This window comes from Microbacterium barkeri (assembly GCF_027921765.1).
In the GTDB taxonomy this organism is placed as follows: domain Bacteria; phylum Actinomycetota; class Actinomycetes; order Actinomycetales; family Microbacteriaceae; genus Microbacterium; species Microbacterium barkeri.
Window position 1 is genome coordinate 530,279 of sequence record NZ_BSEJ01000001.1, and the last position, 21,095, is coordinate 551,373.

The 21,095-nt window shown below is 71.6% G+C and carries 17 protein-coding genes and 1 tRNA gene; 1 reads left to right on the top strand and 17 read right to left on the bottom strand.

Annotated elements, in window-relative coordinates:
* Positions 1-8: 8 nt before the first annotated feature.
* The 12 genes from PKE79_RS02680 to PKE79_RS02735 all read right to left on the bottom strand — a co-directional run bounded on the left by PKE79_RS02680 (position 9) and on the right by PKE79_RS02735 (position 14,631).
* On the bottom strand, positions 9-3,014 hold the full coding sequence (locus PKE79_RS02680) for a bifunctional [glutamine synthetase] adenylyltransferase/[glutamine synthetase]-adenylyl-L-tyrosine phosphorylase (protein ID WP_271172100.1): 3,006 nt from the start codon (positions 3,012-3,014) through the stop codon (positions 9-11).
* Positions 3,015-3,030: 16 nt separating this feature from the next.
* On the bottom strand, positions 3,031-4,368 hold the full coding sequence (locus PKE79_RS02685; RefSeq protein WP_271172101.1) for a glutamine synthetase family protein: 1,338 nt from the start codon (positions 4,366-4,368) through the stop codon (positions 3,031-3,033).
* 48 nt (positions 4,369-4,416) lie between these two features.
* Positions 4,417-4,644 (bottom strand): SPOR domain-containing protein, encoded by a 228-nt coding sequence (locus tag PKE79_RS02690; RefSeq protein WP_271172102.1) that lies wholly within the window; start codon positions 4,642-4,644, stop codon positions 4,417-4,419.
* Between the two features lie 9 nt (positions 4,645-4,653).
* Complete coding sequence (gene lnt / locus PKE79_RS02695; RefSeq protein ID WP_271172103.1) at positions 4,654-6,216, bottom strand: apolipoprotein N-acyltransferase; 1,563 nt, start codon at positions 6,214-6,216, stop codon at positions 4,654-4,656.
* A 57-nt stretch (positions 6,217-6,273) separates the two neighbouring features.
* A complete protein-coding gene (locus tag PKE79_RS02700; RefSeq protein WP_271172104.1) occupies positions 6,274-8,715 on the bottom strand; it encodes a DEAD/DEAH box helicase in 2,442 nt (813 codons plus the stop codon).
* Positions 8,716-8,753: 38 nt separating this feature from the next.
* A complete protein-coding gene (gene tatC / locus PKE79_RS02705) occupies positions 8,754-9,569 on the bottom strand; it encodes a twin-arginine translocase subunit TatC (RefSeq protein WP_271172105.1) in 816 nt (271 codons plus the stop codon).
* Positions 9,570-9,575: 6 nt separating this feature from the next.
* Positions 9,576-9,836, bottom strand: a complete 261-nt coding sequence (gene tatA / locus PKE79_RS02710; protein ID WP_271172106.1) for a Sec-independent protein translocase subunit TatA — start codon at positions 9,834-9,836, stop codon at positions 9,576-9,578.
* A 106-nt stretch (positions 9,837-9,942) separates the two neighbouring features.
* The gene (locus PKE79_RS02715) at positions 9,943-10,917 is read right to left on the bottom strand and encodes a helix-turn-helix transcriptional regulator (RefSeq protein WP_271172107.1); all 975 of its coding nucleotides are present in this window, start codon (positions 10,915-10,917) and stop codon (positions 9,943-9,945) included.
* Complete coding sequence (locus PKE79_RS02720) at positions 10,914-11,903, bottom strand: helix-turn-helix transcriptional regulator (protein ID WP_374727732.1); 990 nt, start codon at positions 11,901-11,903, stop codon at positions 10,914-10,916. Before PKE79_RS02720 ends, PKE79_RS02715 begins: the two co-directional genes overlap by 4 nt.
* A 34-nt stretch (positions 11,904-11,937) precedes the next feature.
* Complete coding sequence (locus PKE79_RS02725; RefSeq protein WP_271172108.1) at positions 11,938-12,921, bottom strand: FKBP-type peptidyl-prolyl cis-trans isomerase; 984 nt, start codon at positions 12,919-12,921, stop codon at positions 11,938-11,940.
* A gap of 10 nt (positions 12,922-12,931) precedes the next feature.
* Positions 12,932-13,939, bottom strand: coding sequence for a tRNA (adenine-N1)-methyltransferase (locus PKE79_RS02730; RefSeq protein WP_271172109.1), 1,008 nt, complete (start codon positions 13,937-13,939; stop codon positions 12,932-12,934).
* Between the two features lie 23 nt (positions 13,940-13,962).
* Positions 13,963-14,631, bottom strand: a complete 669-nt coding sequence (locus PKE79_RS02735; RefSeq protein WP_271172110.1) for an HAD family hydrolase — start codon at positions 14,629-14,631, stop codon at positions 13,963-13,965.
* 72 nt (positions 14,632-14,703) lie between these two features.
* Between PKE79_RS02735 and PKE79_RS02740 the strand changes: the two genes are divergently transcribed.
* Entirely contained in the window at positions 14,704-15,555 is an 852-nt protein-coding gene (locus tag PKE79_RS02740; protein ID WP_271172111.1) for a PAC2 family protein, read from the top strand.
* Between the two features lie 36 nt (positions 15,556-15,591).
* Here PKE79_RS02740 and PKE79_RS02745 read toward each other — a convergent pair whose 3' ends face one another.
* The 5 genes from PKE79_RS02745 to PKE79_RS02765 all read right to left on the bottom strand — a co-directional run bounded on the left by PKE79_RS02745 (position 15,592) and on the right by PKE79_RS02765 (position 21,037).
* A complete protein-coding gene (locus PKE79_RS02745) occupies positions 15,592-16,425 on the bottom strand; it encodes an undecaprenyl-diphosphate phosphatase (protein WP_271172112.1) in 834 nt (277 codons plus the stop codon).
* A 104-nt stretch (positions 16,426-16,529) separates the two neighbouring features.
* The gene (locus PKE79_RS02750; RefSeq protein ID WP_271172113.1) at positions 16,530-17,825 is read right to left on the bottom strand and encodes a M20/M25/M40 family metallo-hydrolase; all 1,296 of its coding nucleotides are present in this window, start codon (positions 17,823-17,825) and stop codon (positions 16,530-16,532) included.
* 60 nt (positions 17,826-17,885) lie between these two features.
* Positions 17,886-17,971 (bottom strand) — tRNA-Leu (locus PKE79_RS02755).
* A gap of 107 nt (positions 17,972-18,078) precedes the next feature.
* Positions 18,079-19,167: a VIT1/CCC1 transporter family protein gene (locus PKE79_RS02760; RefSeq protein ID WP_271172114.1), complete on the bottom strand. Its 1,089-nt coding sequence runs from the start codon at positions 19,165-19,167 to the stop codon at positions 18,079-18,081.
* A gap of 112 nt (positions 19,168-19,279) precedes the next feature.
* Positions 19,280-21,037, bottom strand: a complete 1,758-nt coding sequence (locus tag PKE79_RS02765) for a DEAD/DEAH box helicase (protein ID WP_374727734.1) — start codon at positions 21,035-21,037, stop codon at positions 19,280-19,282.
* Positions 21,038-21,095 lie beyond the last annotated feature (58 nt).

A 21,095-nucleotide genomic window follows, 5' to 3' on the forward strand; every position in this document is an offset into this window, starting at 1 on the left:
GTCGGCCGCTAGGCGGGATCGCCGTAGAAGAGGCGCTCGAACACCTTCCGCGACCGTCGCGACGCGCGCAGCCAGTCCTCCTCGACGTCGTTCGCCGAGTACGGCGGGTACTCGAGGATGCGTCCGATGCCGTCGAGCGCGCGACGGTCCGTCGGCAGCACGTCGCTCGTGTTGCCGGAGTACAGCGTGTTCGCCGAGCGCAGGCGGGCGGCGAGCCGCCACGCCGCCGCCAGCTGCTCGGCGTCGGCCTCCGACACGAGGCCTGCCTCCCTGGCCGCCGTGAGCCCCGCGATCGTGGACGTCGTCCGCAGCTCGGGGCGCGCGTGGCCGTGCTCGAGCTGCAGCAGCTGGACCAGCCACTCGACGTCGCTCAGGCCGCCCGGACCGAGCTTGAGGTGCCGGGTGCGGTCGATCCGCTGCGGCATGCGCTCGTTCTCGACACGGGCCTTGATCCGCTTGATCTCCCGCGTCGAGGCGAGGTCGATGCGCTCGGGGTACCGGATCTCGTCGGCCATCGCCATGAAGTCGCCGATGAGCTTCGCCGAGCCGGCCACGCCGCGCGCGCGGAGCAGCGCCTGCGCCTCCCACGAGAGCGACCAGCGCCGGTAGTACTCGGCGTACGCGTCGAGCGACCGCACGATGGGGCCGCTTCTGCCCTCGGGGCGCAGCTCCGCGTCGAGATCGAGCGGCAGCCGGAAGTCCTCCGACACGCGACGCAGCTCCGACACGATCCGCGCGGCGAGGTCGTGCGCGCGCGTGGGATCGACCTGCTCGGGCCGGTACACGTAGAGGACGTCGGCGTCCGATCCGAACCCGAGCTCGGCTCCGCCGAAGCGGCCCATCCCGATGATCGCGAAGTCGAGCGAGTCGTCCTCCGGCGGCACGACGTCCCGCCGCACGGCGCGCAGCGTCGCCTGGATCGTGACCTCCGTGATGGTGGTCAGCGCGTCGCCCAGCTCCTCGATCGTGATCGCGCCGAGCACCGCGCCCATGGCGGTTCGCAGCATCTCGCGGCGGCGGAGGGCGCGCACGGCGGCCATCGCCTCCTCGAGCCCCGCATGACGGTCCTGGATGGCGCGCGCCTCCGCCCGGAGGACGTCGCCGGCTCGCGGGCGCAGCCGCTCCTGATCGTCGAGCCACGCGACCGACTCGGGGATCCACTCCATGAGATCGCCGATGTACCGCGACCCCGACAGCATCTTCGTGAGCCCCTCGGCGGCGCCCGTCGAGTCGCGGAGCATGCGCAGGAACCACGGGGTGTCGCCGAGGCGCTCGCTGATGCGCCGGTACGAGACGAGGCCGTGGTCGGGGTCGACGCCGTCCGCGAACCAGCGGAGCATGACCGGCATGAGGTGGCGCTGGATGGTCGCCTTCCGGCTGAGACCCGAGGTGAGCGCGCGGATGTGCCGCAGCGCGCCGCCCGGGTCGCGGAGGCCGATCGCGGCGAGTCTGGCGTGCGCCTCGTCGGCCGTGAGGCTGCGCTGATCCTCGGGGAGCGCCGCGACCGCGGACAGCAGCGGGCGGTAAAACAGGCGCACGTGCACGTCGCGCACCTCGCGCTTGATCCGCTCCCAGAGGCGCTGGACCCCCTCCCCCGTGTCGGCGAGTCCGCTCGCGCGCGCGAGCACGCGCAGGCCCTCGTCCGTGCGCGGCATGAGGTGCGTGCGCGTGAGGCCGATCAGCTGGAGACGGTGCTCGAGCAGCCGGAGCATGCGGTAGTCGCGCGCGAACGTCGCGGCGTCCTGTCGCCCGATGTACCCCTCGGCGACCAGCGCGTCGAGGGCGTCGAGCGTTCCCGCGATGCGGATCGTCGTGTCGGCGACTCCGTGGACGAGCTGGATGAGCTGGACCGTGAACTCGACGTCCCGGATGCCGCCGGGGCCGAGCTTCAGCTGGTAGGGGACGTCAGCGGGCGGGATGTGCTCCATGACGCGCTCGCGCATCCCCTGCACGCTGTCGACGAAGTTCTCCCGCCCCGCGCTCGCCCAGACCTTGGGCTGCGTCCCCGCGACGTACGCGGCGCCCAGGTCGCGGTCTCCCGCGAGCGGCCGCGCCTTGAGGAGGGCCTGGAACTCCCACGAGTGCGCCCATCGGTCGTAGTAGGCGAGGTGCGAGGCGAGGCTGCGCACGAGCGCGCCCTGCTTGCCCTCGGGGCGGAGATTCGCGTCGACCTCCCACAGCGGGGGCTCGACCTCCATCTCCGAGATCCCGCGCATGGTCTGGACCGCGAGGCGGTGCGCGATGTCGAGGGCTCGCGCCTCCGTGATCTCGGCGTCGTCGGCGACTCCCCCGACGAAGATGACGTCGACGTCGGAGACGTAGTTGAGCTCGCGCGCCCCCGCCTTCCCCATCCCGATCACGGCCAGGCGCGTCTGCGCGACCTCGCCGCGCGGGAAGAGACCTGCCCCGGCCGCGCCCGTCGCCGCGCGCGCACGCGCGACCGCGAGAGACGCCTCGAGAGCGGCGCCCGCGGCGTCGGCGAGCGCCGCCGAGACGTCCCTCACGGCGTCGACCGGGTCGTCGGAGAGCAGGTCGTAGGCCGCGATGCGCGCGAGCTGCTCGCGGTAGGCGACGCGCAGCGCCACCCACGCCGCCTCGTCGGCGGTCGCGGCGAAGCCGTCCTCCGCGCCGACCGCGCCGAGCAGGGCGCCGCGCAGCGCGGCATCGTCCGGGAGCACGTCGCCCGCGTCGACGAGCGCCGGGAACGATCCGGGCCGTCGCAGGTAGAAGTCGGCGAAGCCGCGGGACGCCCCGAGCAGACGCCATGCGACGGCCCTGCCGCGCGGATCCGCGAGCGTGGCGGCGACCTCCTCGGGTGCTCGACGGGCGATCCGGAGGAGGCCGTCCAGTGCCTCGTCCGGATCGGCCGCGCCGCCCGCGTGCTCGAGCAGCGCCTCACGCGGCAGACCCGCGAGCTGCGACAGCTCCGAGATCTCCGCGTCGGCGCGCTCGAGACGGCTGAACCCCATCCGCGCGAGCCCGGTCAGACCGGTGGCGCGGCTGCCCGTCGTCATCGCGATGCGCCCGGCGTCAGATGACGTCGAGCGTCGACTTCAGCTCGTACTGCGTCACCTGCGCGCGGTACGCGTCGTACTCGCGGCGCTTGTTCGCGAGCACGTAGCGGAACACCTGCTCGCCGAGCGTCTCGGCGACGAGCTCGCTGTCCTCCATGAGCTTGATCGCGTCGTACATGCTCGTCGGGAGCGACTGGTACCCGAGGGCGCGGCGCTCGGCGCTCGAGAGCGCGCCCACGTTGTCCTCGGCCTCGGGAGCGAGCTCGTACTCCTCCTGGATGCCCTTGAGACCCGCGGCGAGCATGAGCGAGTACGCGAGGTACGGGTTCGCCGCGGAGTCGATCGCGCGGTACTCGACGCGCGCCGAGCCGCCCTTGCCGGGCTTGTACAGCGGCACGCGGATGAGCGCCGACCGGTTGTTGTGCCCCCACGTGACGTAGCTCGGCGCCTCGTCCCCGCCCCACAGGCGCTTGTACGAGTTGACGAACTGGTTCGTGACGAGAGCGATCTCGTTCGCATGGCGCATGAGACCCGCGATGAACTGTCGCCCGACCCGGGAGAGCTGGTACTGCGCGCCCTCCTCGAAGAACGCGTTCACGTCGCCCTCGAAGAGCGACATGTGCGTGTGCATGCCGCTGCCCGGCTCGCCCGCGAGCGGCTTGGGCATGAAGGTCGCGTGCACGCCCTCCTCGATCGCGACCTCCTTGACGACCGTGCGGAAGGTCATGATGTTGTCCGCCATCGTCAGCGCGTCGGCGTAGCGCAGGTCGATCTCGTTCTGCCCGGGGCCGACCTCGTGGTGGCTGTACTCGACCGAGATCCCGAGGTCCTCGAGCATGCGCACCGCACGGCGGCGGAAGTCGTGCGCCGTGCCGCCGGGCACGTTGTCGAAGTAGCCGGCCCGGTCGACGGGCTCGGGGCCCTCGGCGCCGAAGCTGCTCGACTTGAGGAGGTAGAACTCGATCTCGGGGTGCGTGTAGAACGTGAAGCCCGCATCGGCCGCCTTCGCGAGCGTGCGCTTCAGGACGTTGCGCGGCTCAGCGGGAGCGGGCTGGCCGTCGGGCGTCGTGATGTCGCAGAACATGCGCGCCGTCGGGTCGACCTCGCCGCGCCACGGCAGGATCTGGAACGTCGACGGATCCGGGAACGCGAGGAGATCCGACTCGTACGAGCGGGTCAGGCCCTCGATCGCGGAGCCGTCGAAGCCGATGCCCTCCCGGAAGGCGCCCTCCACCTCGGCCGGCGCGATCGCCACCGACTTCAGGGTGCCGAGCACATCGGTGAACCACAGGCGCACGAACTTGACGCCGCGCTCCTCGATCGTGCGGAGCACGAAGTCCCTCTGCTTGTCCATCGGATCCTCTCTGCGACCTGACGTCCGCTCGCGCGGCGCGTTCTCAGACTACTGGTCCGCCGAGCCGTCTCGACGCGCCGACCAGTCGTCCTCGCGCGCGTCCTCCTCGGCCCATGCGCGCGAGCGCGCTTCGAGCACCTCGGGAGCCTTCGCTGCCTCCTCGGCGGTGTCGAACGGGCCTGCCCGGTCGACGGCCGGCGAGACGAGGCCGAACTCCACCTCGCCCGTGCGCAGGTTGTACCAGTACTTCTTCTCGGGGTCGTCGTCGAAGCTCATGTCCCGATCCTAGGCACGTCGGCGACGGCGGGCCAGGAGCCCGGCCGCGGCGACGAGGACGAGCCCGAACGCCATGGCGCCCTGCACCCACGGCCCCACGACGACGCCGGCCGTCGTGCCCTCGCGCAGCTCGACATCGGCGATCATCGCCCCCGCCTCGTCGATCGGCAGCGCGTCGACCACCGAGCCGCCGGCCGCGATGATCTGGCTCGTGCCGGTCGTCGACAGGTTCACGACGCTCCGGCCCGTCTCGATCGCGCGCATGCGCGCGAACGCGAGCTGCTGCAGATTCTCGTCGGTCCCCCGGAAGTCGGCGTTGTTCGTCTGGAACATGAACACCTCGGCGCCGTCGGCGATGCCCTCCGCGATGAGGGAGTCCGAGATCACGTCGAAGCAGATCGCGAGGCCGATGCCCACGCCGTCGACGTCGAACACCGGCGAGTCGTCACCGGGGGTGTACTCCCGCTGGATGAGCCCGATGAGGTCGGGGGCGAGCGCCTCGAAGAGCGGTCGGTCGGGCACGTACTCCCCGAACGGCACCGGATGGCGCTTGGAGTGCAGCTGCGTCGCGCCATCCTCCGTCCACAGCATCGACGTGTTGTAGATCGGATCGTCGCCCGAGGTGGGATCTCCCCCGCGGGCGGATGCGGCGTTCATGAGCAGCGGCGCATCGAGCGCGCCCACGACGGTGTCGAGGTAGAGCGCGGTCGTCTCATTGTAGAGGGGGTCGCTGTCGACGCCGCCCTCGGGCCACAGCACGACGTCGACATCGGCGTCCCGCAGCGGCTCCGATGCCGTGATCTGCGCGTTCAGCACGTCATACGGCTCCCGTGCGTCGAGATAGGCGGCCGGGCCGTTCCCCTGCACGGCCCCGACCGAGATCTCCCCCGCGGGCGCGGTCGGGAACGGCGGGACGAGCATGAGCACGCCGAGCAGCGCAGCGGGCGCGACGAGGGCGAGCACGCGCCGGCTCGCGCGATGAGCCGAGCGCGCCATCCGCACGGCCTCGATCGCGAGGGCGCACACGAGGACGATGACGAAGGTGATCCCGCTCACGCCGATCCACGACGACAAGGGCGCGAGCGGGCTCTCGGACTGGCTCATGCCGACGCGCCCCCACGCGAATCCTCCGTACGGCCACGAGCCGAGGGTCGCCTCGCGCCACGTCCACAGCATGGCGACGGCGACGGGAAGCACGACGAGGCGGACGGCCCCGGCGCGCGACGCGCGCGGGAGCCATCGGTAGGCGAGGGCGAGCGGGATGGCGCCGATCGCCATGAGTGCGGCCTCCACGACCGCGAGCGCGACCCAGGGCACCCAGGCGAACGGGTTGTCGCCGAGGAAGCCCGCCGCCCACGAGACGTGCGGCAGGTAGAACGCGAGCGCGAAGACGAAGCCCACGAGCAGCGCCGAGGCGATGCGGCGTCCGACGAGAGACACGAGCGACAGGGCGACGGCGGGGAACGCGAGCGGCCAGATCCCGAGCGCGGGGAAGGCGGCGTCGAGGGCGAGCCCGCCCGCGGCCGCCGCGACGGCCGCCGCCCACAGCGGCAGCAGGGGGCGTTCGGGCATAGGCGACAGCCTATTGCCCGCGCCTCGGCGACTGCCTGGACGAGGCGCCTCCCGCGCTCACACGGAGCTGTAGGCCACGATGCCCCGTCGCACGGCGTCGAGCGCGGTCCGCGCAGTGCGCGCGAGATCGCCCTCCGCGACGATCGACAGCTGGTCGAGCAGGTCGATCGTCTGCTTGGCCCAGCGCACGAAGTCGCCTGCCGCCATGTCGGCGGCCGTGAGCACCCGATCGAGGGCCTGGCCGCGCGCCCACATGTGCATGGCGGTAGCGAGCGCGGTCGCGGGCGGGTTCGATCCCGGCAGCCCGTGATCGCGCTCGAGGTCGTCGAGGCGGCTCCAGAGCTCCTCGGTCGCGGCGAGCGCCTCCCGGAAGGCTCCCCGTGGCAGGCCGTGCGCCTCGGGCGCCTCGTCGCGCCGCGGCTCGTAGACGAGCGCACAGGCGAGGGACGCGAGGCCCGCGGCGTCGAGCCGGCTCCAGAGCCCCTGCCGGAGCGACTCCGCCACGAGCAGGTCGCGCTCGCCGTAGATCCGCCGCATCCTGCGACCGGCGGCGGTCAGCGCGAGGCCGGCCTCTCCCGGCTCGACGTACTCGAGCTCCGCGAGCACGTCGAGGATGCGGTCGAACTGGCGCGCGACGCTTCCCGTGCGCCCCTCGATCTGACGACGCAGCTTCGTGACGTCGCGACGCAGTCGCCAGAACCGCTCGCCCCAGCGCGCGTGCTTCTCCCGGTCGGGGCACTGGTGGCAGGGGTGCCGCTGCATGCGCTTGCGCAGACTCTGGATGCGGTCCAGGCGCTGCTGACGCCGAGCGCGCGACGCGCTCACGTCCTTGCGGTCGGCCTTCTCGAGGTCGCTGAGCTCGCGCCGGATCCCCGCGTACTCGGCGAAGTCGCCGCGATCGCACGCCATGGCCTTCTCGTATCCGGCGAGGGACTCCTCGGCCTCCTTGACCTGCCGTGCGAGGCCCACGACGGCGCGGTCGGCCTGGAACTGGGCGAAGGACGACTCCAGGATCTCCCGTGCGCGCTCCTTGCCGAACTGGTCGATGAGGTTGACCGCCATGTTGTACGTGGGGCGGAAGCTCGAGTTGAGCGGATACGTGCGCCGCGACGCGAGCGACGCCACTGCCTGCGGGTCGAGTCCGTCGGTCCACTGCACGACCGCGTGGCCCTCCACATCGATCCCGCGGCGGCCCGCCCTGCCCGTCAGCTGGGTGTACTCCCCAGACGTGATCGGCACGCGGGCCTCGCCGTTGAACTTCTCGAGCTTCTCGAGCACGACCGTGCGCGCGGGCATGTTGATGCCGAGCGCGAGCGTCTCCGTCGCGAAGACGGCCTTCACGAGCTTGCGCTGGAAGAGCTCCTCGACGACCTCCTTGAAGGCCGGCAGGAGGCCCGCGTGGTGCGCCGCGACGCCGCGCTCGAGATCCTCGCGCCACTCCCAGAACCCGAGGACACCGAGGTCCTCGTCGGGCAGGCTGGCCATCCGCTTGTCCACGATGCGCCGGATCTCGGCGCGCTCGTCCTGCGTCGTGAGCCGCACACCCGATCGGCGCACCTGCTGCACCGCCTGGTCGCAGCCCATCCGGCTGAAGATGAAGAAGATGGCGGGGAGCAGGTTCTGGCGCCCGAGCAGCTCGATCACCTGCGGCCGGTCGATCCGCTCCATGCGCCCGGCAGGCCCCGGCCGCCGGTACGACGGCCGCCGACCGCGGCGCCGCTTGTCGAAGAAGTCCTCGTTCGCCCGATGGCTCTGCGCGAACGACGAGCGCACGCGCATGAGCTCCTGGTTGACCTGCGCGGCCGCGGCACCCGCCCTCTCGTCGAACAGCGGCAGGAGGTCGCCGCGCACGAGGACGTGCTGCTCGAGCGGAACGGGCCGCGTCTCGGACACGATGACCTCGGTGTCGCCGCGCACGGTGTCGAGCCAGTCGCCGAACTCCTCGGCGTTCGACACGGTCGCGCTGAGGGAGACGAGTCGCACGCCCTGCGGGAGGTGGATGATGACCTCCTCCCACACCGCGCCGCGGAACCGGTCGGCGAGATAGTGCACCTCGTCCATCACGACGTAGCGGAGCCCGCGCAGCGCCGAGGAGCCGGCGTAGATCATGTTGCGGAGCACCTCGGTCGTCATCACGACCACGCGCGCGTGCGCGTTGATGTTCGTGTCGCCCGTGAGCAGGCCGACCTCGTCCTCGCCGTAGACCTGCTGCAGCTCGCGGAACTTCTGGTTCGACAGCGCCTTCATGGGCGTCGTGTAGAAGGCCTTCTCTCCCGGCGTCCGCATCGCGAGGTGCACGGCGAACTCGCCGACGATGGTCTTGCCCGCGCCCGTGGGCGCGGCGACCAGCACGCTGCGCCCGTCTTCGAGCGCCTGGCAGCCCGCCACCTGGAACGGGTCGAGCTCGAAGCGCTGCGCCTCGGCGAAGGCCGTCGTGATCGGGTGCCGACGGCTCTCGCGGGCTGCGGCGTAGCTTTCGGATGGGCTCAGGCCGCTCATGCTCGAAGACTATCGCGCGCGCATGCGGCCGGCGCCGCTCACACCTCGGGGTCGACGAACATCTCCGGATGGCGCTTGCGCTTGCGCCGGTCGAACAGCATCGACAGGAGCCCCGCGAGCACATACAGGACGATGAGGATGCCCGCGAGCAGGAGCATGGACGTGATGTCGGCCGCGGGCGTCGAGATCGCGGCGAACGCGGTCGCCACGACCACCGCCACCCGCCATCCCTTGAGGATGGCCTTGCCCGTGATGATTCCCGCGAGATTGAGCGCCACGAGGAACACGGGGCTCACGAACGCGACGCCCAGGACGAGCAGGAGCTTGAAGACGAAGTCGTAGTAGTAGTCGTACTTGTAGAACTGCGCACCCGCCTCGGGCACGAACGACGCCATCAGCTCGATGATGTGGGGCATGATGACGAGGCCCACGTAGCAGCCCGCGAAGAAGAGCGGGATCGCCGTGGCCATGAAGCCGACCGTGTAGCGGACCTCCTTGCGCGTGAGGCCCGGCATGATGAACGCCCAGATCTGCCACAGCCAGACCGGCGCCGACATGAGCAGACCGAGCGCGAACGCGATGCGCATGCGCATGTCGAACCCCGCCGTGACGGAGTCGAAGTTCAGCTGCGCGAAGTCGTCTCCCCGCCTCTCGGCGACCAGCGCGATCGGCTGCGTGAGGAGGTGGATGACGGGATCGGTGATGAGGAAGGCCACCACCATGCCGACGACGAGCGCGGCAGCCGCGATCATGAGCCGCTTGCGCAGCTCGAGCAGATGCGCCGCGAGGGTCATCTTGCGGTCGCGGTACGGCCCGTCCTCCGGCATGGCGACCTCCGTGTCGGTCGTCGCCATGCGCGGCTAGCTCTGCGGCGTGCTGCCGGCGGAGCCATCCGCCTTCGGCCGCTCGACGGTCTCGCCGTTCAGCGTGTACCCCGGCTCGGCGGCCTTCTTCGTGTCGTCCTCCCCGCTCTCCTCCTTCATCTGCTTCATCTCGCCCTTGAAGACGCGCGCCGACTGGCCGACGCTCTTGGCGAGGGCAGGGAGACGCGCCGCGCCGAAGAGGAGGAGGATGACGGCCAGCAGGATGAGCAGGTGCCAGCCGTTGAGATTGCCGAGCATGAGGGGTCTCCATCGATCGGAAGTCTGGGTTCGAGGCGATTCTAGCCCGTCGACCCGACGCGCCGAGGTCGGCCCGGCGATCGGAAACTGTTTTCCTCGAGGACGCTCAGTCGACTCCATACAGCGCGAGCCCCGCGCGGGCCCACTCGGCCGCCGCGCGGCGCGCCTGCGGCGGCGACACGATCTCGAGCCGCCCGCCGAGCCGGGCGGCGAGTCGGCGCAGCGTCTGCGCGTCGGCGATGCGGATGCGGGCGGTCGCCGTGCCGCCCTCCTCGGAGACCTCGGCGTGCCTGAGGTAGTCGCCGAGGAGCGCAGCGGCATCCGCGGGGTACCGCACGACCGCGATCTGATCGCCGTCGACCTGCCCGAAGCCCGCCTCCCCCGCGTGCTCGTCGCGATGCTCGATCGGGATGTCGGTCAGGCGCGCCTCGCTCACCCGGTCGAGATGGAACGTCCGCACCGCGCGCCGCAGATGGCACCACCCCTGGAGGTACCACTGCCCGTTCGTGATGAGGACGCTCATGGGGTCGACGGTGCGCGTCGTCGGCCCGGCGTCGGGTGCGCGGTAGGTGAACGACAGCGCGACCCGCGCCGTGAGCGCGCGCGAGACGAGCGATCGCACCTCGTCGACCGGCTCGGGCGCGACGACGAGCTCGGCGGGCGCTCCCGACGCACCGCGCGCGAGCTTCTCGACGAGGCGGGCGTACACCTCGGTGTCGGCGACGCCGGGGATGCCGCGAGCGAGCTGCAGACCCGCGAGCAGCGCGGCGGCCTCGCGCGCGGTGAGCCGCGGCGCGCGGTCGAGCGCGACCTTCTCCTTGATGAGGATGACGTCGTGCTCCTCGAGGAGGTCCCAGTCGATGTCGAACATCTCGTTCGGCATCTGGTACCAGCCGTCCTCGCCGGGGAGTCCGATGAGCGGCAGGCGCCGCACGAGCCGGCGCATCTGCGCCGGCGTCACGTCGAACTCGGCCGCCGCGTCGTCGACGGACACCTCGCCGCGCTCGAAGAGGAACGGCACGAGCGTCAGGAGGATGCGGACCTGGTCGCTCGCGAGGAGGTTCGGTCGCTGGACGGTCATCGGGCCTCCCCCTCGTGCAGCGCGGCGACCGCGCGCAGGCGCTCGATGACGGCCTCGCGCAGGTCCGCTGGCTCCACGACGCGCACCTCGGGACCGTACGAGGCGAGCTCGTCGGCGAAGATGTGCCGGTCGACGTAGGGGACGCGGTAGCCCTGCACGGCGGGCTCCGCGCGGCGCAGCAGGCGGAGGGCGCCCTCGCTGCCCGGCGTCACCTCGACGAGCGCGCGCTGCCTCGCCGCGACCTCCTCGAGCCCGGACAGGGCGCGCTCCCCCGCTCCCTCGCGTGCGGATCGGTCGAAGGTCTCCGCCGTCGTCTCGACGTCGCCCGTGATGCGGCTGAGGAGGAACGTCCGGTCCGCGTCCGCGTCGAGGTCGCGACCGTAGACGTGCCAGCGCCCCTCGTACTCGACGAGCGCGAGGGGTGCCAGCCGCCGGCGGCGTGCGCGCTCCTCCCCCGGCTTGAGGTACGCGAACGTCACGACGCGGGATGCCTCGATGGCCGACTGGAGCGGCGCGAACGCGGGCTCGTGCGCCGTGAGCCGTGGCGCGAAGCCGAGGATCGGCTCATCCACGTCGATGCCGAGCGCGCGGATCTTCCGCAGCCCGGAGCGCGCCTCCGCCGACAGCGATCCCGAGCTCCACACCTCGCCGGCGAGGCTCAGCACGGCGAGCTCCGACGGCGAGAACGAGATGTCCTCGGGGAGGTGGTACTCCGACTTCGGGATGCGGTACCGGGCGTCGCGGAGGTCGTTCGGGTCGGTGCTCGAGGGGATGGTCTCGAGGGGCACCCCGAGCGCGCGGAGGTCGTCCTTGTCGCGCTCGAACATCTTGTCGAGCGCGTCGGACCGCGCGCCGGCGCGCTGCCGGTACCCCGACACGCTGTCGAGGATCTGCTGCTTCGTGAGGCCGATCTCGGTCGCCACGAGGGCGACCACGAGATTCATCAGTCGCTCTTCCGCTGGGATCCGCTCGGCCACGAGAGCCATCCTAGGGATCCCCGCGGGGCGAGGGGCGCACCTGCTACGGGGTGGGCGCGTCCTGCACGCCGAGGATGTCCACGACGAACACGAGCGTCGCGCCGCCGGGGATCGTGCCCTGGCCCTCGTCGCCGTATCCGAGCTCCGGGGGCACGACGATCATGACCTGCGAGCCGATCGTCTGGCCCACGAGGCCCTTCGTGAAGCCCTCGATGACGTCCTCGAGCGGGAAGGGGACGGGCGATCCGTTCTCCCACGACGAGTCGAAGACCGTCTTCTCGTCCCACAGGACGCCCGTGTAGTGCACGAGCGGCGTGTCGTCGGCGGTCAGCTTCTCGCCGTCGCCCTTGATGAGCGTCTGGACGACGAGCTCCTCGGGCGCGGGCGCGTCGGGGACGACGATGCCCGGGCGTCCGTCGGGATCGCGCACGACGCTCGGCAGGCCGAACCCGTCGTTGTACTGGAGCGTCCCCGAGGCGGCTGCCGGGTAGACCTTGCGCACGTCGACCACCGCGACGATCGAGCCCTCCTGCGGGAAGCCCGCCTGGGCGTACGTCTGCCGCGCCTCGGGGGCCACGTCGTCCTCGGCGAGCGCGGCGATCACGCGCGAGCCCTCGGTCGCGCATTCGAGCGCGTCCTCGAGGCCCGGGAACTGCGTGGTCCACTGCGACAGGGCGCCGACGCTCGAGAGGTCGCCCGAGTACGACGTGCCGATGATCATCTCGCCGGTCGTGCCGTCGTAGAGGGTCATGTCGAGCACACCGGCCTGGTCCATCGTCGCGATGGCGGGGCCGTCGCCCACCTCGACGTCGGCATACGCCGTCTCGTCGACGTGGAACGGCGACCGCATGTCGACCTGCGGCGCCTCGTCGAGTGCTCCGTCGACCTGGACGAGGTCGGGAAGCGTCGGGTCGGCGCCCTCTGCACGGTCGCACGACGATGCGCCGGATCCTCCGAAGGGGCTGCAGCCGGCCAGGGCGAGCGTGGTCAGGGCGGCGACGGAGAGGAGAGCGGGGGTCTTGCGCACGGGCATCAGTCTAAGCACCCTGCTCACCCTCCCCCGACACCGCACCGGCCGCGAGGCGAGCGCCCTCCGCCGCGCGCTGCGCCTCGCGCACGCGCTTGCGGAGGTTCTTGTCGGTGATGTCGCGGTCCCCGACGGCGCCGGGGGTCCAGATCTCGAGGTCCTCGTCGGTGTAGCTCTTCTTCGACGCCCTGCGCTTCACCTCGGGGGGCACGACGCCCGGGGCGAGGCGGCGCGCCATGATGAGGAAGCCCGTGTGCGCGACCATGCGGTGATCCGGTCGCACCGCGAGCCCGTCGACGTGCCATCCGCGCACCATCGTCTCGCTCGCCTCCGGCTCCGTGAAGCAGCCCAGCCCGCGCAGGAACTCGGCCACGCGCGACAGCTGCGTCGCGGTCGCGACGTAGCAGATGACGACGCCGCCGGGAGCGAGCGCGTCGGCGACCGGCTCGAGCACCTCCCACGGTGCGAGCATGTCGAGCACGACGCGGTCGACGCCGCCCGGCTCGACCGCGCCGGGGAGCGCCTCGGCGAGATCGCCCTCGACGACCGACCAGTGCGCAGGGCGCTCGCCGAAGAAGGTCTCGACGTTCGCCATCGCGACCTCCGCGAACTCCATGCGCCGCTCGAACGAGATGAGCCGTCCGGACGCTCCCACCGCACGCAGCAGCGACAGCGACAGCGCTCCCGAGCCGACGCCGGCCTCGACGACGACCGCGCCGGGGAAGATGTCGGCCTGCGCGACGATCGCCGCCGCGTCCTTGGGGTAGACGATCGCGGCGCCGCGCGGCATCGACATCACGAAGTCGCGGAGCAGGGGCCGCAGCGCGAGGTACTCGTGTCCGCTCGAGTTCTCCACGACCGAGCCGTCGGGCTGGCCGACGAGCTGCTCGTGCCGGAGCACGCCGTGATGGGTGTGGAGCTCGCCGCGTTCGCGGAGCGTGATGGTGTGCATCTTGCCCTTCGGGCCGGTGAGCTGCACACGGTCGCCGAAGCGGAAGGGGCCGCGAGGCGCGGTCATGGGTGTCCTCCGGGAGATGGGGGTCAGGAGCGGTGGGCGCTGTACAGCGCGGTGATGTCGGCGATGCCGCGGCCCTCGAGGGTCGGCCACAGCTCGTGTGCGCCGACGCCGTCGAGACCGACGAAGTGCGGCACTCCGAGCGACACGGCGCCCGACGAGACGGCGGCGCGCAGGCCGTTGGGCGAGTCCTCGATCGCGACCGTGTGGGCGATGTCGACGTCGAGCAGCTCGGCGGCACGCAGGTACGGGTCGGGGTGCGGCTTCGGCATCGGCACGTCGTCTCCGCCGAGCACGAGGTCGAAGGCGTCGAACTCGAGCAGCTCGACGATCGCGGCCGCCATGCGGTGCATCGACATCGTGACGAGCGCGGTCTTCACACCGGCCGCGCGCAGCTCGCGCAGGAGCTCCTGCGCGCCAGGGCGGAACGGGACGCCGAGCTCGCCCATCTGGCGCAGCACGTCGTCGGTGAGGTGCTCGACGATCGCGTCGACGTCCATCCGCACGCCCGCTCCCTGCAGGACGCGCGCGGCGTCGTGCAGGCCGAGGCCCACGAGCTGCAGAGCCTGCTCGTGGTCCCAGGTGCCGCCGAAGCTCTCCACGAGCGGCGTCTCCGCGGCCATCCAGTACGGCTCGGAGTCGATGAGGGTGCCATCCATGTCCCAGAGCACGGCGTGGGGCTGCTTCACTGTCACCGGTTCAGCCTACTGGGGCGGCATCCGGGACTAACCTGGACGGACACCCGCGCTGCGGGAGGAGGGAACCCGGTGCAGACACTCGGACGCAGGATCATCGTCGCCGCCTTCGACGGCTGGAACGACGCCGGAGAAGCCGCCACGGGAGCCGTGCGGCAGCTGCGCGAGGAGGCCGATCTCAGACCCGCGTTCTCGGTCGACCCCGAGCTCTACTTCGACTACCAGTACACGCGGCCGCAGATCGAGTCCGACGGGGAGGGCGGCCGCAGCCTCCGCTGGCCCGAGGCGACGCTGCACCGCCCCGAGCAGGGCACCGGCGACGTGTGGTTCTGGACGATCACGGGAAGCGAGCCGGCCCGCGCGTGGCGCTCGTTCGCGAGCGAGTTCGTCGACCGCGCGCTCACGGAGGGCATCACGGGCCTCGTGACGCTCGGATCGATGATGTCGGATGTGCCGCACACGCGGCCGATCTCGGTGTTCGCGAGCAGCGAGAACGCCGAGGTCCGCGCGCAGCTGGGCCTCGAGCGCTCGACGTACGAGGGGCCGGTCGGCATCCTGACCGTGCTCGGCGATGCCGCCGAGCGCGCGGGCATCCCGACGCTGTCGCTGTGGGCGAGCGTCCCGCACTACGTCGCGGGCGCGACGCCGTCGCCCAAGGCGACGCTCGCACTGCTCACGCGACTCGAGGAGCTCACGGGCGCGATCGTCCCCAAGGGGACCCTCGCGACCGACGCCGCCGCGTGGGAGGCCACGATCGACGCGGCGGCCGCGGACGACGAGGAGATGAGCGAGTACATCCGCCAGCTCGAGCAGACGCGCGACACCGTGGACTCGCCCGACGCATCGGGCGACGCGATCGCGAAGGCGTTCGAGCGGTACCTCCACCGCGACGACCCGCGCGACGGACGCGACGGCCGCCGCTGAGCGGAAGGGGCGCCGCACCAGGGCGCCCCTTCCCGATCAGTACGCGGTGAGGACGCCGGTCGCGAGCAGGGCGAACAGCACGAGGCCCAGGCCCACGCGGTACAGCACGAACGGCAGGAAGCTGCCGCGCTTGAGGTACCGCATGAGGTACGCGATGACGATCCAGCCCACGACGAACGCGATCACCGTCGCGACGAGCGTCTCGGCCATCCCGTAGCCCTGCTCGCCGGGCTCGGTGAGCGCGTGCATGAGCTCGTAGAGGCCGCTGCCGAAGACCGCGGGGACGGCGAGCAGGAAGGAGAACTCGGCGGCCGCCGTGCGGTTGTAGCCGAGCGCGCGAGCGGCGGTCGTCGTGGCCCCCGAACGCGACACGCCGGGGATGAGCGCGAGCGCCTGCGCGACGCCGAGCGTGAGCCCGTGCGGATAGGTGATGTGCGCCATGTCGCGCTCGCGACGCCCGTAGCGGTCAGCGAGACCGAGGATGATGCCGAAGACGATGAGGACGGTCGCGACGAGCCAGAGGTTGCGGAAGACGTCGCGGATGACGTCCTGGAAGAGGAAGCCGAGCACGCCGATCGGGAGCGTGCCGATGATGACGAGCCATCCCATCCGCGCGTCCGGGTCGTTGCGCGGCACGCGTCCGGACAGAGACAGGGCCCACTGCTTCACGATGTGGACGATCTTCTTCCAGAAGTACACGAGCACCGCGAGCTCGGTGCCGATCTGGGTGATCGCGGTGAAGGTCGCTCCCGGGTCCGATGCAGACGGCAGGAACTCGCCGACGACGCGGATATGCGCGCTCGAGGAGATCGGGAGGAACTCGGTCAGGCCCTGCACGAGCCCGAGGATGATGGCTTCGATGAACGACATGGGGTCTTTCTCTCGCGATGCCGCGGCGGAGCGCGCGACGTCACGACTTTAGGCGACGGCTGCTGATGATCGCGTCAGACTCCCGGATGACCGGGGAGCGCGGGCTAGTACGTGCGGATGAGGTCGGTCAGCACCCGCTGGCCGAACTCCAGGGCGTCGACCGGGACGCGCTCGTCGACCCCGTGGAACATCCCCGTGAAGTCGAGGTCGCGAGGCAGCCGCAGCGGGGCGAAGCCGTAGCCGGCGATGCCGATCGTCGAGAGCGCCTTGTTGTCCGTGCCCGCGCCGAGCAGGTACGGCAGCACGGGGACGCCGGGATCGTGCCGCCCGAGGGCGCCGACCATGGCCTCGACGAGCGGGCCCTCGAACGGGATCTCCATGCCGATGTCGCGCAGGAACATCCGGATCTCGATGTCGGGGCCGACGATGCGCTGGACCTCCGCGAGGACGGCGTCCTCCGATCCGGGGAGGACGCGGATGTCCACCGTCGCGGAGGCCGCGTCGGGGATCACGTTGTGCTTGTACCCGGCGGTGAGCCCCGTGGGGTTGGCGACCGTGCGGAACGTCGACTTCACGAAGGCCTCGGCCGGCCCTGTGTGCGCAGCGAGGGCGTCGGGGTCGCGCGTGGGGTCGCCCGTGATCTCCCCGATCCCCTCGAGCAGGCGGCGGGTCGTCTCGGTGAGCTCGACCGGCCAGGTGCGCGCCCCGAGGGCCGCGACGGCCTCGGCCAGCCGCGTGACGGCGTTCTCGGGGTGGAACCTGCTGCCGTGCCCTGCGCGTCCGCGGGCGACCAGCGTGACCCACATGAGGGCCTTCTCGCCGACCTGCAGGAGATAGGCGCTGCGGTCGCCCACGGGGATCGAGTACCCGCCGACCTCGCTGATCGCCTCCGTGGCGCCGTCGAACCACTCGGGGCGGTCGCGGACGACGAGCTGGGACCCCTCGACGCCGCCATTCTCCTCGTCGGCGAAGAACGCGAGCACGAGGTCGCGCTCGGGCTGCTCCCCCGCGCGCAGCAGCTCGGCGACCGACGTGAGGATCATCGCGTCCATGTTCTTCATGTCGACCGCGCCGCGACCCCAGAGCATGCCGTCGCGGATCTCGCCCGCGAACGGATCGACCGACCAGTCGTCGACCATCGCCGGCACGACGTCGAGGTGCCCGTGCAGCACGAGCGCCGGCTTGTCGGGATTGCGCCCCCGCACGCGCGCGCAGACGTTCGTGCGGCGCGGGATCGGCTCGTGGTACGCGGTCTCGAGGCCGAGGCCTTCGAGGTAGGCGCCCACGTACTCGGCCGCCTCGCGCTCGCCCCTCGCGTCGCCGCCGCCGAAGTTCGTCGTGTCGATCCGGATGAGATCGGCGGCGATGCGGGCGACTTCGGGGATCTCGGCTTCGGGCATGCGCTCCACGCTACCCGGAAACGGCGAAGGCCCCGGTCTCTCGACCGGGGCCTTCCGCTGTGCGCGAGGGGGGACTTGAACCCCCACGCCCTAATACGGGCACTAGCACCTCAAGCTAGCGCGTCTACCTATTCCGCCACCCGCGCATTGGGTGTGATCCGTTCTCCGGAGCTTCTCACTCCGTTTCCCGAACCGAGAGACAACATTACCACCCCTCCGGGATCCCGACGAACCGGGGCGCACCCCGGGCGCGTCACCCGAGCGACACGCCGAACAGGAGACCGAGCAGATAGGTCACGGCGGCCGCCCCGAAGCCGATGCCGAGCTGCCGCAGGCCGCGCCGCAGCGGCGATCCCCCGGACAGGAGGCCGACCGTCGCACCGGTCAGCATGAGCGCGATCCCGACGAGGACGAGGGCGAGCAGCACCGCGGGCAGTCCACCGAGCCCGAGCAGCCACGGCAGGACCGGGATGATCGCACCCGACGCGAAGAAGAGGAAGCTCGAGAGCGCGGCGCGCCACGCCCCGCCGACGACCTCGTGGGCGTCGCCGTGCCGCGCGCGAGCGGGCATGCTGCCGCGCTTCGCATCCTCGATGACGGTGCGCGCGCGCTCGAGCGCCTCCTGCTCGCCGAGGCCGCGCGCCCGGTAGACGAGCGCGAGCTCGTTCGCCTCGAGGTCGAGATCGGGCAGACCCCCGTCCGCGTAGCCGCTCGGCTCCGTCGACTCGAGCAGCTCGCGCTGCGAGCGGACCGACACGAACTCCCCGGCGCCCATGGAGAGCGCCCCGGCGAGGAGCCCCGCGATGCCGCTCAGCAGCACGAACTCGGGGGCGACCCCGGCCGCTCCGATCCCGAGGACCAGGGCGAAGTTGCTGACGAGCCCGTCGTTGGCGCCGAAGACGGCTGCGCGGAACGTGCCGGACAGCCGACGACGCCCCTTCGCGGCGAGGCCGCGCACGACCTCGTGGTGGATCTTCTCGTCGGCGCGCATCGCCGCGGTCGCCGACGGCTCGCTGTCGTAGGGCGAGCGCGCCTCGGCGTTCTGCGCGAGAGCGAGGACGAACACCGAGCCGAAGCGCCCGGCCATCCACCCGAGCAGACGCGTGCGCACGCTCGCGGACGGCAGCTTCGCCGGCTCGCCGCCCAGCAGCTCCACCCAGTGCGCCTCATGGCGCCCCTCGGCCTCCGCGAGGGCGAGGAGGATCTCCCTCTCCTCACCCGAGCGCCGCCGCGCGAGCTGCTCGTAGACGGCGGCCTCCGCGCGCTCGTCGACGAGGTACTGCGCCCACCTGCGGCGGTCTGCGGGGGTCGGGGCGAGCGGATGGTCGGAGGGCGCGGCCAACGTCGGGCTCCTTCGTGGAGAGGTGAGGGGGATGCCTCCACGCTAGTTCGCGGCTCGCCGCGTCACCGCGTCAGGACGCGGATTGACAGCATTTCGGAGCGCCGAACGAGCCTCAGCTGTGCACGCGCCGGCGGAGCGTGTCGATGCGCTTCTGGAGCTGCGCGACGGTCGCCTGCGCGACGGCCGGACCCCCGCACGTCTTCCGGAGCCAGGCGTGGATCGCGCCATGCGGCTCGCCCGACTGGCGCGCGTAGACGCCCACGAGGCTGTTCAGCAGCTGGCGCTGCTCCTTGAGGGTGCGGTGCAGCGGAGCGGGGAGGGTCGTCTCCTCCCCCGTCGACTGCGTGCGCGCCTCGCGCGCCTCCCGGTGCTTCGACTGGCGGCTCTGCCGCTGCATGAGCAGCTCGTGCACGTGCTCGGGCTCGAGCAGGCCGGGCAGCCCGATGAACTCGAGCTCCTCGTCGGTTCCCGGTTCCGCGAGCTGCCCGAACTGCTGCCCCTCGAATACGACGCTGTCGAAGTGCGCGACGGAGCCGAGCGACTGGAACTCGAACTCCTGCGTGAGCGCGTCGGACGCCTTGTCGCCGCGCTCCGCCGCCTCGAGCAGCGCGTCGTCGAGCCCGTCCTCGTCCTTCTCGCCGCGGTCGAGGACGTGGTCGCGCTGCCGCTCCATCTCGGTCGCGAGGGCCATGAGCACGGGGATGTTCGGCAGGAAGACGCTCGCGGCCTCTCCCCTGCGGCGAGCGCGCACGAAGCGCCCGATCGCCTGCGCGAAGAACAGCGGGGTCGACGACGACGTCGCGTAGACCCCGACCGCGAGCCGCGGCACGTCGACGCCCTCCGACACCATCCGCACCGCGACCATCCAGCGCGTGGTGTTCGCGGAGAACTGCTCGATGCGGCTCGATGCCTCGGCCTCGTCGGAGAGCACGACCGTCGGGCGCTGGCCCGTGATCTCATGCAGGATCTTCGCGTACGCGCGGGCGTTCGTCTGGTCGGTGGCGATGACGAGGCCGCCGGCATCGGGCACGTGGTGCCGGATCTCGGTGAGCCGCTTGTCCGCGGAGCGCAGGACAGCGGGCATCCAGTCGCCGTTCGGATCGAGCGCCGTCCGCCACGCCTGCGACGTGATGTCCTTCGTGTTGTCCTGGCCCAGGTGCGCCTCGAGCTCGTCTCCGGCCTTCGTGCGCCAGGTCATGTGGCCCGAGTAGACGTGGAAGAGCACGGGGCGCACGACGCCGTCGGCGAGCGCGCGGCCGTATCCGTAGCTGTAGTCGGTGATCGAGGTGCGCAGGCCCTGCGCGTCGGGCGCGTACTCGACGAACGGGATGGGCGCCTCATCGCTGCGGAACGGCGTTCCGCTGAGGGAGAGGCGCCGGACCGCGGGCGTGTACGCCTCGCGGATGCCGTCGCCCCAGCTGAGGGCGTCACCGCCGTGATGCACCTCGTCGAGGATGACGAGCGTGCGCGCGCTCTTCGTGAGCTCGCGATGCACCTCGGGCTTCATCGCGACCTGCGCATAGGTCACGACGACCCCGTGATAGTGGCGCGCGGGCTGCCAGTGGCTGTTCTTGAACTCGGGATCGAGGCGGATGCTCACGCGCGCCGCGGCGTCGGCCCACTGCGTCTTGAGGTGCTCGGTCGGGCACACGACGATGATCCGATCGACCTCGCCGCGATGGCGCAGCTCGTTCGCGAGGGTCAGCGCGAAGGTCGTCTTGCCGGCGCCGGGGGTGGCGGCGACGAGGAAGTCACGGCGGTCGGGCTGCGCGAAGTAGATGTCGAGCGCCTCCTGCTGCCACGCGCGCAGCTTGCCCGCCGTCCCCCAGGGAGCTCTCTGCGGATAGGACGGACTCAGCACGGGGATCAACCCTAGACGGTGCCGCGGACACGATCTCCAGCGTTCGTCGAGACTAGCCCCGGGCGCC